Raw genomic sequence first — 11302 nt, forward strand, 5'->3', positions numbered from 1 at the left:
TAATCCGGTTGCCCGGTGGTGGTCAGGCTGCTTCAGCCTGTTGTGCTGCATTGCGGCGTTCGCTTTCCTCGCGCGACAGCGCGACAGAGGTGCGGACCCCTTTGGAGACAAACTCCATCAATCCCGAAACAACCCGTTCGTTGGGGTCGATTCCGGCGCAGCTTAGAACCTCGCGCCCATCGCGCGAGCGTGCCCAGCGGGCGATCTGCTCTGGGCCATTGCCATATTTCTTGTCGTCGGCAATGGCGTCATCAAGTGCGGCCAGCACAACTGCGGCGAACAATTTTCGGGCACGATTGCCCTGTTCGCTGTTGAAAGCCGTACCATCAACGAAATCCGTCATGACTCGTCCTTTTTTTCTTGCTCTTGTCTTTTCGGCGTGACGTGCCTTATCGCCTATTTGAACCGATTCGGATATAGCCGAAATGCAAGCCTGTCATGCGCTAACCGCATGTCATTCTGCATTTGCAGCACGATATTTGGTTGTCTTGCCAGAAGACCATCCACGAGATATAGGTGCCGGCCTAATATGATCAAGCGATTGCCAAGGTTTTGACCCATGCCAAAGATCAACGGAAACGAGATACGCCCCGGCAATGTGCTGGAACATGACGGGGGCCTGTGGGCCGCCGTCAAGGTGGACCATGTAAAGCCCGGCAAGGGCGGGGCTTTTGCCCAGGTCGAGATGCGCAACCTGCGCAACGGCTCCAAGCTGAACGAGCGCTTCCGCTCTGCCGACAAGGTGGAACGCGTCCGGCTGGAACAGAAGGACATGCAGTTCCTCTACGAAAACGACGGCATGCTGGTATTCATGGATACCCAGACCTACGATCAGGTCGAGCTGCCCTCCGACATTCTGGGGGAACGCCGTCCCTTCCTTCAGGATGGCATGACGATTGTCGTGGAATTCCACGAAGAAGAGGCGCTGAACGCGACCCTGCCGCAGAAAGTCACCTGCCAGATCGCCGAGACAGAGCCGGTGGTAAAGGGCCAGACGGCCGCCAACAGCTTCAAACCCGCGATCCTCGACAATGGTGTCAAGGTCATGGTCCCGCCCTTCGTGGGGCAGGAAGAGATGATCGTCGTCAACACCGAGACCATGGAATATGCCGAACGCGCCTGACCCCGAATGTCAGACCACGTTCCAAACCCCGCCTCTGAAACAGGGCGGGGTTTTGCGTTGGTAATCCCCGCAAACCATATGTGCCTTAGCGCCCGTCCAGTATCATCACACTCCGGGCTGAGCTCAATGTGACCGATGCTGCATCGAACCCGAGTGTTTGTTCTCAGCAGCGAGCCAAAAACCTTTAATAACTGCTTGGGTGTTGAGCGGGGTTTGTGGCAGCGTTAGGCGGGGCGGATGGCGCAGGTGCAAGAAAACGAGCGTGGCTGGGAAAGCCCTGAAAGTTCAGTTGTGAGAGTGAAGCTGCGACTTATCGCGCGCTGTCCGGACCCAGCATTGTAGATGCTCTCCCATTAATGAAATGTAAGTCAGGAAGCTCGCGTTAGATCCGCTAGGTCAACCAGCGCGATCGGGGTTGGTAGTGAAGGCGATGGTTAGCCACCGCTGGCGAGGATCACCGCCAACAGCAGCGCCTATGCGGTCGCGAAGTGCATCCCATTCTTCCAGGCGGCGTGGCGATTGACCCGTGGGAACGATAAAATACAATTCAATCTGAGTGCCACGACCCACGCGGGCGGCATAGGCGCGATGACCGCTAAAACCCTCTTCTTTCATGAATTCATCGGCGACCCGCTCAACCTTTTGCAACAGATCGTCTGGGGTTATTAGCAGCACCTCGCCCACCGCGCGCCACAGTATGCGGATCGGGATGGGTACCAATAGCAGCCCAACAAGTAACAGAACCGCCGGGTCGATATAAGGCAAAAGCCAAGTGTAAGCGGAGCCGTCAAGCATATACCCAATAGAAAAGGCGATCAGCAGAGACAACGTGATGCCACCCGCCATTATCCAGCCCTGCACATCCATCTTGATAAAATCAGATCCGATCCGGCTATTTGCCCGGTGCTCATACCAGCCCATTCCTGCGCATACGACAAAGACAACGACGGCGTAAGCAATAGCAGGACCGAATTCCATCGTTCGCCCACCGCTGGACAGGCTCATTACGGCGCTGAAAAGCGCATAGATGGTGACACCCAGAAGGACCGTTGCGTTCAGCGTCAGAACCATGGGCTCAAGATGCCAAAACCCCATACTGAATCGGCGACGAATATGCTCGGGCAAGTCGTTTGTAACAGTGGAGCGCGTAATCAGCCGCGCGACAAACAACGACAGAACGGTCATCGCTGCATCGACCAACGAGAACACGCCATCGAACAGGATCGCAAATGAACCAGACCCGATGCCAAACACGATGCCGAGGCCCGACACCAGCACGATTGCTACGAGCGATCGCTTCAAAATTGTTTCTTCGTTTGGCATTTGGATCCTTCTTTTACTTGTTCAGTTTGTAGTCAGAAAAATGAAATGCCAGAATGTTCTGAATTTAACATGCAACACTCCGGAAGACCACAAGACGCCATCCGCGAAGCCCGCCCAGCTGTGCCAAGAACGACCGTTTGTTGAACGTGTCGCCGAACCGGATTTTGCCTAGGTACAGCGAAGGTCGGCTTCGTCCCGCAGGGCGGAGCCAAAGCAGTCGGACATGGCGCCTCATTGCGGGTCAGCGCCGGGTAATTTCGGGCGAATGGTCGGCCCGAGGGTTTATGTACCAACGGGCGGTCCAAAAAGCACAAAAGGCCCCAAAACTCAGAGCCTGCGCAGTGTCGCGTCGCCTGCCTGCATCTCGCCGGTGGCACGGTCGAAGCGCAGGTAGGCGATTGCCTTGTCGCCCGATCGGGTGTGCAGCGTGCCCGCCGGTTTGCCCTCGGCGGTGGTGATCTCGGTGCCGGGGTCTGCGTCGCCTGTGACCTCGACCAGCGCAAAGCCTTTGCGCAGCTCGGTTTTGTGGTGCATCCGGGCCGTGACCTCCTGGCCGACGTAACAGCCTTTGCGGAAATCGACGCCATTCAGCCGTTCAAACCCGGCCTCAAGGATGAACGTGTCCGGCCCCAGTTCCACGCCGGCCTCGGGGATGCAGGCCGCGACACGCAGCGCGTCCCAATCTGCAGGCGTGGCTTCAAAGCCCGGCCCATAGGCGCGCCAACCCATTGAGGAATCACGCGGATCTGCATAGGCACCCTCGGGCACAGGTCCGGTGCCGCAGGTCACGGCCATGTCTTCGTGGGTCAATGTCACGGGCGAACGCAGCTTGTACATGCTGAGCCGTTGGAACAGCGCGTCTGCCAGCGATGCGTCCACGTCGATCAGCACCTCCTCGCCATCGGGGGCGAGGAAAAAATCCGCCAGATACTTGCCTTGCGGCGTCAGGATCGCGGCATAGACCAGCCCCTGATCCAGCTTTTCAACATCATTGGTGACAAGCCCTTGCAGGAAGTGCCGTGCCTCCCCGCCGCTGACCCGGATCACTGTGCGGTCCATGAAAATTCTCCTGTTCGCTTCTCTCGTGACATATAGGAAGTCAGGCAAGAGACAACAGGGCCGAGTGATGCGCGCATGTCGGCGGCCCCTAGTGAGGCCCGTCCGTGTCGAATTGAAGTCGGTGCAGCTCTGCATAGGTGCCGCTGCCAAGGATCAGCTCGTCATGCGAGCCGACATCGACGACGCGGCCATGATCCATCACGATGATCCGGTCGGCATTGCGCACGGTCGACAGGCGGTGCGCGATCACAATCGTCGTGCGGCCCTCTGCCAGCCGGTCCAGCGCCGCTTGGACAACCGCTTCGGATTGCGCGTCCAGCGCCGAGGTTGCCTCGTCCAGCAGCAGGATCGGTCTGTCGCGCAGCAAAGCGCGCGCAATCGCGACGCGTTGACGTTGCCCGCCGGACAGGTTGGATCCACGAGGCCCTGCCGGACTGTCGAGACCGTTGGGCAGGCGGGGCAGGAAATCCGACACATGCGCGGCATCAAGCGCCTGTTGCAATGCAGCCGGATCAACGGCCTGCTGATCCAGAAGGATGTTTTCGCGCAGGGTGTCGTCAAACAGCATCGCGTCCTGCGACACGACAGAGAACATATCGCGCAATTCGTCCAGATCCAGCTCTGCCACCGGTGCACCGCCAATGCTGACAACGCCCTCATCAGCATCGACCAGCCGCGACAGCAGGTTGAACACGGTGGACTTGCCCGCACCCGACGCGCCCACAAGCGCCGTGGTCTTGCCGGCCTCTGCCACCAGCGACGCACCTTTCAGAACGGGTGTGTCACCGTAGCTGAGAAATACATCGTCCAACCGGATCTCTGGCACGCCGGTCGGCACCGGGCGGGGGTTGGCAGGCGAGGCCAGTGTCGGCCGCATCGCCAGCAATTCCCTGATCCGCTCGATCCCGGCTGCCGCGACCTGCCATGTGCCACTGACCGCGCCCAGGCGGCGCAGCGGTTCAAATGCAAGGCCAATGGCGGTGAAGAACGCCATGAAATCGCCCACGGTCTTTTCGCCAGAGGTGATCTCGGACGCACCATACAGCAGCACCCCCATGAAGCCGAGACCGGACATGATGTCGATCAGTCCGGGGATGGCGGCCTGCCCAATGCTGGTGCGCAGCTCTGTCCGGATGCGTTCTTTCGTCAGTTTCGCGTAGCGTTTGGACTGGTAACGCTCCAGCCCGTTCAGCTTGACCGCGACGATGCCGTGAAAGATTTCATTCAGGCGCGTGGACAGCCGCGCCGCCACGTCGCGCGCCAGCCGCGCGTTGCGCCGGACAGACCGTTGCAGGAAGATCGAGGGTGCAATCAGCAACGGCACCCCCACCAGCGCCACCAAAGTCCAGCGCCAATCGACGCCCAATGCCACCGCGAACAGCGCAAAAAGCGCGATCACATCGCGGCCCGCCCCGGTGATGATGGTGCGCCAGACCTTGTTGATGGCACCCACGTCGCCCTCGATCCGCTGCATCACATAGCCCGGCGGATGCGCCTGATGAAAGCTGCCGTCCAGCCGCATCAGATGCGACACCAGATCGGCGCGGATATCGGCGACGGTCAATTGCGACAGCCGCGTCAGCACCACCTTCTGCACCATGCTGGCGATGCCACGGATCAGGAAGATGCCGAAAAACGCCAGTGCCACCAGACCGATCGCGCCGCTGTTTTCGCCGGAAAAGACGCGGTCGAACATCGGCTTCATCATGTAGCTGAGAAAGCCGAACATCGAGCCTTCAAGCGCCATGAAACTCATCCCGAGAATCAGAAGCGCCCAGTGTTTTGACAGGTAGCTCCGCCAAAGCCACAACAGCAACTCATATGCTTTGGGCGTCCGTGCTGACTTGGGGCTGCGCTTCGTCATGCAAGTACCAGTTCGGCCGGGGGGGTTTTTGCGTCAAACCCCTTTTGCAGCGCCTTGTGGTCGTATTCAGTGCGGATCCAGTCCTCAAACCCGATCGGCGCGCGGGCGTTGCGGGCGGCGTATGCGTCAAGGATATAGCCCTGGATACCCGTCGCGGTGAATTCGAGATGGATGTATTTCAGCCCCAACTGGCGGCGCGCGACCTCGATCGGGGCGTCCTCGAACACCAGCAGATACAAGGCCGAGGCAAAGCCCGCCCGGTCGGCACCCGATTTGCAGTGAAACATCATCGGCTTTTCCGCGGCGCGCATCACGTCGATGACATGCACGATGTTTTCGCGTTTTGCCGCCATGCGCGCCCAAAGCTTGGCGTCGATCAATGTCAGCCCCAGCGCGGCGCAGCTTTCCTTCTCAAAAAGGTAATGCGCGTGTTTGTCGGTGCCGCGCAGGTTGATCACGGTCTTGATCCCCATCGCGGCATATTTCTCGAACCGGGTATGGGTGGGCTGGTTGGACCGGTAGACGCCCGGCGCGATCTGAAAGAAATTCGTCCAGAAACTGCGCAGAAAGGCGTGATCGAAGACATTGTAGTGAAACGCCGCCCATCGCCGCCCCGAGGGCGTCGCGATGTCCTTGCCGAAGGACCGTCGCAGCTTGCGCTCGGCGTCTTCGATGCGTGTCCACAGACGTTTCAGCATTGACTGGCCTTCCTGCCGGTTTCTGCGGGGTTTAGTGACACTTAGCCATAGTGGCAAGCGTCCTGCCCGGTATTGACGGCACCAGAGCGCCGGGTAATCTGCACGTCGTCCGTGTTCTCAGGAGCTATGCGTTCATGTCGCTTGCCCAAGGTCGTCCCTACCTCGCCATTCCTGGCCCGTCCGTCATGCCCGATCGCGTGCTGCGTGAAATGCACCGCGCTTCACCCAATATATATGAGGGCGATCTGATGGAAATGACCGCCTCGCTGTTTCCGGACCTGCGTCGTGTGGCGCGCACGCAACATAATGTCGCGATCTATATCTGCAATGGGCATGGCATGTGGGAGGCATCGCTTGCCAATATCGCGGCCCCAGGTGACCGGGTGCTGGTCGCGGTGAATGGCAATTTTGGTCAGGGCTGGGCAGATACCGCCACAAGGATGGGGATCGAGGTCGATATTCTGGAGCACGGATTGCATGACAGCATCGACCCGGCCCGCGTGTCCGAGGCGCTGGCCGCCGATGCCGCGCACCGGATCAAGGCGGTGCTGGCGGTACATGTCGATACGTCCACCTCGATCCGCAACGACATCGCGGCGTTGCGCCGGGCGATGGACGCGGCAGACCATCCGGCGCTTCTGATGGTTGATTGCATTGCGTCCCTGGCCTGCGACAGGTTTGAAATGGACGGCTGGGGTGTCGATGTGGTGATCGCGGCCAGCCAGAAGGGGTTGATGACGCCGCCGGGGCTGGGGCTGATGTTTTTCTCGCCCAAGGCCGCAAAGGTCCGGACAGGTCTGCCACGGGTCAGCCCCTATTGGGACTGGGCACCGCGTGTCGATCCGCAGAACTACTCGCAACATTTCTGCGGCACGGCACCGACGCATCACCTTTTCGGCCTGCGCGCTGCGTTGGACATGATCCACGAGGAAGGGCTGGACCATGTCTGGGCCCGCCACAAGGCGCTGGCACGCGCGCTTTGGGCCGCCTGTGACGCCTGGGGGCAGGGCGGTCCGCTGGCACTGAACATGCCTGACCCGGAAAAACGCAGCCACGCTGTCACCGCCGCACGGATCGGCGCGCCCAATGCCAGCCGGCTGCGACAATGGTGCGAAGGGCAGGCGGGCGTGACCCTGGGCATCGGGCTTGGCATGGCCGCGCCCACCGATCCCGCATGGCACGGGTTTTTCCGCTTCGGGCATATGGGCCATATCAATGCGCATATGATGCTGGGCCTGATCGGCACCGTCGAGGCCGGGCTGAAGGCGCTGGACATCCCGCACGGTCCCGGTGGCACCGCCGCCGCGGCGCAGATCATCGCCGATGCCACCGCGTCGCCTCCCGTCGGATAACATGGCGTTCCGGCGGCGTGGTTTATCGGCCCCACCTGAACGGTGCCATCACCCCCGCGCCGCCGCCAATGCGACAGGCAACGTCTCTTCCAGCACATCCAGATCCTGCGGCCGGCCTGCGCTGATCCGGATGCACCGATCCTGGGGGGCCACGAACGGCATCCGCACGAACACGCCCAGCCTGACCAGCTCTTCCAGCACTCTGCGCGCAAACACGCCGTCCGCGCCGCAATCGACCGCCACGAAATTGGTCGCAGAGGGCAAAGGCTCCAGCCCGTTATCCCGTGCGATCTGTGCAATACGCCCCTTGGCCAGCGCCACATCATGCTTGACCCTTGCCAGCCAATCCGCATCGTTAAAAGCCGCCAAAGCCCCGATCTGCGCCGTCCGGTTCATCCCGAAATGGTTGCGGATCTTGTCGAAGGACCGGATCAGGTCCGCCGCCCCGATGGCATAGCCGACGCGTGCCCCCGCCATGCCATGCGCCTTGGAAAAGGTCCGCATCCGGATCACCCGTGGATCCTCGACATCAAGCGCGGGCGACGTGCCCTCTGGTGCAAACTCGATATAGGCTTCGTCCAGCAACAGCAACGCGCCTTCGGGCAGATCGTCCAGCGCGGACTTCAGCGCTGCACCCTCATGCCAACTGCCCATCGGATTATCGGGGTTGGCCAGATAAACCAATTTGGCATCCACCTCTGCTGCCTTGGCAAATAGCGCCGCCGGATCCTCGTGATCATCGCGATAGGGCACCTTGTGCAAAACGCCGCCATAGCCCGCCACATGGTAGTTGAACGTCGGATAGGCCCCTTCGGATGTCACGACAGCATCGCCCGGTGCCACCAGAAGCCGCACCAGATACCCCAGCAAGCCGTCAATGCCTTCCCCGACAAGCACGTTTTCAGGGGCCACGCCCAAAGAGGCCGCCAGCGCGTTGCGCAATTCATGGCTTCCGGAATCACCATATTTCCAGATTTCGGCGGCCGCCTCCTGCATGGCGGTTATGGCGCGGGGCGAAGGGCCAAACAGGCTCTCATTGGCGCCCAAACGCGCCTTGAACATGGCACCACGGTCGCGCTCCTGCGCTTCGGGGCCGACAAACGGCACGGCAGAGGGCAGTCGGGCGATAAGCGCGGGATATCTGGGTCCAGTCATATCCCATTCTATGCCGTGTCAGCACGCACCGGACAAGCCCCCGTCCGCCCCTTTCTTCTTGGCACAAATACTCCGGGGAGCGCGAGGGGCGGGCCCCTCGCTCCACCGCTTCCAATGCCGAACCAACCTCAAATCCGCCGACGCCCCGGCATACCCTTGACGCGCCGTGTCCGCTGCCGCAGGTTCGCGCGCGAAGACCCGCCCAACCAGATCGGAGCCACCCCCGTGCAGACGTCCCCACCGCCCTTCGCGGGTTTCGAATGGATGATCGCCTGGCGCTACCTGCGGGCCAGACGGGCCGAAGGCGGCGTCAGCGTGATGACCTGGATCAGCCTGGTCGGCATCACGCTTGCCGTCTTTGCCTTGATTGCGACCCTGGCTGTGCGGTCAGGCTTCCGCGCGGAATTTGTTGATACCATCCTTGGTGCGAACGCCCATGTGACCGTCTACAATATGGCCGAAACGCAGGCGAATGGACGCCTTGACCGGACCATGCCGGACTATGCCGAAACGGCCGCGAGCGTTGCATCTGTGCCCGGCGTCACCCGCGTCGCACCGCTGGTCAAGGGGCAGGTCATGGCCACCGCCAAGGGCCGCAACGCAGGTGTCGAGGTGTTCGGCATCGCGGCAGGCGACCTGAAGACAATCCCCCGCATTGCCAATCCCGAAGAGGCGCAGGGCGACATCTCGCGATTCAATGACGGCATCGCCATAGGCTCTGGCGTGGCGCGGGAATTGGACGTCGGTATAGGCGACAGCCTGCGCATCATCTCGCCCGACGGGGTCAAGACCGCCTTCGGCACGTCGCCACGCGTCAAGGCGTATGAGGTGACCTATATCTTCACCGCCGGGCGCTACGACATCGACCGCACCCGCGTCTACATGCCCTTCGCCGAGGCGCAGTCCTATTTCAATCGCGAAGGCGTGGCCGATGAGCTGGAGGTCATGGTCGATGATCCCGAAACGGTCGATTCGCTGGTGCTGCCGCTGTTGCGCGCGGCGGGTGAGCGCGCTCAGGTCTGGACATGGCGCGATTCCAGCAGTGGCTTCCTGCGGGCATTGGAAATCGAGGATAACGTGATGTTCATCATCATGGCGATCCTCGTGCTGATCGCGGCGATGAACATCGTCTCGGGCCTCATCATGCTGGTCAAGAACAAGGGCCGCGACATTGGCATCCTGCGCACCATGGGCCTGACCGAAGGGTCCATCCTGCGGGTGTTCTTCATCTGCGGTGCCTTCACCGGGCTGATCGGCACGGCGCTAGGCGTCATTCTCGGCTGCCTCTTCGCGATTTATATCGACCCGATCTTCTCGGTGGTGAACTACATCTCGGGCGGCGGTGTCTGGGATCCGTCGATCCGCGGGCTCTATTCCGTCCCCGCCAAGCTGCAACTGGGCGACGTGGTCTCTGCCATCATCCTGTCGCTCGGCCTGTCCTTCGTGGTGACGATCTTCCCGGCGCGCCGGGCGGCCCGCATGAACCCGGTAGAGGCGCTGCGCTATGAATGATGCACAATCACATAACACCGTGCTGAACCTGACTGCGATCACCAAGACCTATAACAAAGGCGCGCAATCCGAAGTGCAGGTGCTGAACGGCGCCTCGCTCCGCGTCGCGGCGGGCGAGGTCGTGGCGCTGGTTGCGCCCTCGGGTGCCGGGAAATCAACGTTGCTGCATATCGCGGGGCTGTTGGATACACCCGACAGCGGCACCGTGCAGATCGGGGGTGAGGACATGACAGCCCGCTCTGATCGCCGCCGCACCCTGACGCGGCGCTCCGAGGTTGGCTTCATCTACCAGTTCCACCACCTCCTGCCGGAATTTTCAGCGCTGGAGAATATCGTTCTGCCGCAACTGGCCAATGGCGTATCACGCCGCGAAGCGCAGGCGCGGGCGATGGACCTTCTGACCCGCGTCGGCATCGCGCCGCGCGCCAGCCACCGGCCGGCAGCCCTGTCGGGCGGCGAACAGCAGCGCGTTGCCTTCTGCCGTGCTCTGGCCAACACGCCGCGCCTGTTGCTGGCGGATGAACCCACCGGCAACCTTGACCCCGCAACCTCGGATCAGGTCTTTGACGCCCTGATGGACTTGGTGAAAGCCACCGGCCTGGCCGCCGTCATCGCCACCCACAACCCCGACCTCGCCGCGCGCATGGACCGGACGGTGCGGATGGAAAACGGCCGGTTGGTGACAGAAACACCCGCCCCGGCCTATTTGTTCAGTCCCGGATCTGGTGGATCGGATCCTTGCTGAAACGATCTGGCTCTGAAGTCCAGATTTTGCAGACGTATTCGTAGGGCGTGAGGCGGCTGAGCGTCTTGAGGCAGCGCGGGAAGTTGTAGACGGCCATGAGGTCGGTGAGGTGTGGTCGCTGTCGTAGTGGAAGTGACCTGCCCCCCGCTGGTCCCTCGCTCATGACGAGAGTCTGCGGGTTTGATTTTGGTAGTCGTCGGTTTCGGGCTTGGCAAGCGCGGCGGGCACGGAGCCCTCAAATTGCTCAAGCGCCTGCCGCGCTTGCTTTGGCGTTCTGTTTCCCAGCGAAGAGTGCGGCCTGAAATTGTTGTAATCGTAGCTCCACAGCGCCAGTTTGCGGCGGGCATCGTCCAGGGTATCGAACAGCTCTTCATTGAGAAGCCCGTCCCGCAGGCTGCCGTTGAATGACTCGATGAAGGCATTCTGCTGCGGTTTTCCTGGGTCGATGTAATGCCAATCCACGCCGTTCCT

At 61.3% G+C, this 11302-nt stretch carries 11 protein-coding genes and 1 pseudogene; 4 read left to right on the forward strand and 8 right to left on the reverse strand.

Annotated elements, in window-relative coordinates; translation table 11 throughout:
• Positions 1–22 precede the first annotated feature (22 nt).
• A complete protein-coding gene (locus tag DMZ65_RS16955) occupies positions 23–343 on the reverse strand; it encodes a DUF6280 family protein (protein WP_084352117.1) in 321 nt (106 codons plus the stop codon).
• A 216-nt stretch (positions 344–559) separates the two neighbouring features.
• Here DMZ65_RS16955 and efp point away from each other — a divergent pair, with 216 nt between their 5' ends.
• Entirely contained in the window at positions 560–1123 is a 564-nt protein-coding gene (efp, locus tag DMZ65_RS16960; RefSeq protein ID WP_116599969.1) for an elongation factor P, read from the forward strand.
• Positions 1124–1519: 396 nt separating this feature from the next.
• Here the strand turns inward: efp and DMZ65_RS16965 are convergent, their stop codons facing one another.
• The 4 genes from DMZ65_RS16965 to DMZ65_RS16980 all read right to left on the reverse strand — a co-directional run bounded on the left by DMZ65_RS16965 (position 1520) and on the right by DMZ65_RS16980 (position 6067).
• Positions 1520–2446, reverse strand: coding sequence for a cation diffusion facilitator family transporter (locus tag DMZ65_RS16965; RefSeq protein WP_116599970.1), 927 nt, complete (start codon positions 2444–2446; stop codon positions 1520–1522).
• Between the two features lie 327 nt (positions 2447–2773).
• On the reverse strand, positions 2774–3505 hold the full coding sequence (gene ygfZ, locus DMZ65_RS16970; RefSeq protein ID WP_116599971.1) for a CAF17-like 4Fe-4S cluster assembly/insertion protein YgfZ: 732 nt from the start codon (positions 3503–3505) through the stop codon (positions 2774–2776).
• Positions 3506–3593: 88 nt separating this feature from the next.
• Entirely contained in the window at positions 3594–5369 is a 1776-nt protein-coding gene (locus DMZ65_RS16975; protein ID WP_116599972.1) for an ABC transporter ATP-binding protein, read from the reverse strand.
• Entirely contained in the window at positions 5366–6067 is a 702-nt protein-coding gene (locus tag DMZ65_RS16980) for a tyrosine-protein phosphatase (protein ID WP_116599973.1), read from the reverse strand. The genes DMZ65_RS16975 and DMZ65_RS16980 overlap by 4 nt, the downstream gene beginning before the upstream one ends.
• A 134-nt stretch (positions 6068–6201) precedes the next feature.
• Between DMZ65_RS16980 and DMZ65_RS16985 the strand changes: the two genes are divergently transcribed.
• Complete coding sequence (locus DMZ65_RS16985) at positions 6202–7419, forward strand: pyridoxal-phosphate-dependent aminotransferase family protein (RefSeq protein ID WP_116599974.1); 1218 nt, start codon at positions 6202–6204, stop codon at positions 7417–7419.
• 48 nt (positions 7420–7467) lie between these two features.
• On the opposite strand, the gene DMZ65_RS16990 is transcribed toward DMZ65_RS16985, so the two are convergent.
• Complete coding sequence (locus DMZ65_RS16990; protein ID WP_116599975.1) at positions 7468–8574, reverse strand: pyridoxal phosphate-dependent aminotransferase; 1107 nt, start codon at positions 8572–8574, stop codon at positions 7468–7470.
• A gap of 225 nt (positions 8575–8799) precedes the next feature.
• Between DMZ65_RS16990 and DMZ65_RS16995 the strand changes: the two genes are divergently transcribed.
• Positions 8800–10086 carry a lipoprotein-releasing ABC transporter permease subunit gene (locus DMZ65_RS16995; RefSeq protein WP_116599980.1) on the forward strand — a complete coding sequence of 429 codons (1287 nt, stop codon included), beginning with the start codon at positions 8800–8802 and terminating at the stop codon, positions 10084–10086.
• Positions 10079–10831, forward strand: coding sequence for an ABC transporter ATP-binding protein (locus DMZ65_RS17000; protein WP_116599976.1), 753 nt, complete (start codon positions 10079–10081; stop codon positions 10829–10831). Before DMZ65_RS16995 ends, DMZ65_RS17000 begins: the two co-directional genes overlap by 8 nt.
• On the opposite strand, the pseudogene DMZ65_RS19940 reads toward DMZ65_RS17000, so the two are convergent.
• Positions 10797–10925, reverse strand: a pseudogene (locus tag DMZ65_RS19940) (IS481 family transposase); the annotation flags it as partial. The gene DMZ65_RS17000 and the pseudogene DMZ65_RS19940 overlap by 35 nt on opposite strands.
• 65 nt (positions 10926–10990) lie before the next feature.
• A partial coding sequence (locus DMZ65_RS17010) for an integrase core domain-containing protein (protein ID WP_157960669.1) occupies positions 10991–11302 on the reverse strand: 312 nt, incomplete at its 5' end.

This window comes from Primorskyibacter marinus (assembly GCF_003313245.1).
In the GTDB taxonomy this organism is placed as follows: Bacteria; Pseudomonadota; Alphaproteobacteria; order Rhodobacterales; family Rhodobacteraceae; genus Primorskyibacter; species Primorskyibacter marinus.

What these genes read in the sequence shown, in the direction of transcription:
- DMZ65_RS16990 (WP_116599975.1), bottom strand. Translation starts at nt 8,574, where the DNA reads ATGACTGGACCCAGATATCCCGCGCTTATCGCCCGACTGCCCTCTGCC.
- DMZ65_RS16955 (WP_084352117.1), bottom strand. Translation starts at nt 343, where the DNA reads ATGACGGATTTCGTTGATGGTACGGCTTTCAACAGCGAACAGGGCAAT.
- ygfZ (WP_116599971.1), bottom strand. Translation starts at nt 3,505, where the DNA reads ATGGACCGCACAGTGATCCGGGTCAGCGGCGGGGAGGCACGGCACTTC.
- DMZ65_RS17000 (WP_116599976.1), top strand. Translation starts at nt 10,079, where the DNA reads ATGAATGATGCACAATCACATAACACCGTGCTGAACCTGACTGCGATC.
- efp (WP_116599969.1), top strand. Translation starts at nt 560, where the DNA reads ATGCCAAAGATCAACGGAAACGAGATACGCCCCGGCAATGTGCTGGAA.
- DMZ65_RS16965 (WP_116599970.1), bottom strand. Translation starts at nt 2,446, where the DNA reads ATGCCAAACGAAGAAACAATTTTGAAGCGATCGCTCGTAGCAATCGTG.
- DMZ65_RS16975 (WP_116599972.1), bottom strand. Translation starts at nt 5,369, where the DNA reads ATGACGAAGCGCAGCCCCAAGTCAGCACGGACGCCCAAAGCATATGAG.
- DMZ65_RS16980 (WP_116599973.1), bottom strand. Translation starts at nt 6,067, where the DNA reads ATGCTGAAACGTCTGTGGACACGCATCGAAGACGCCGAGCGCAAGCTG.
- DMZ65_RS16985 (WP_116599974.1), top strand. Translation starts at nt 6,202, where the DNA reads ATGTCGCTTGCCCAAGGTCGTCCCTACCTCGCCATTCCTGGCCCGTCC.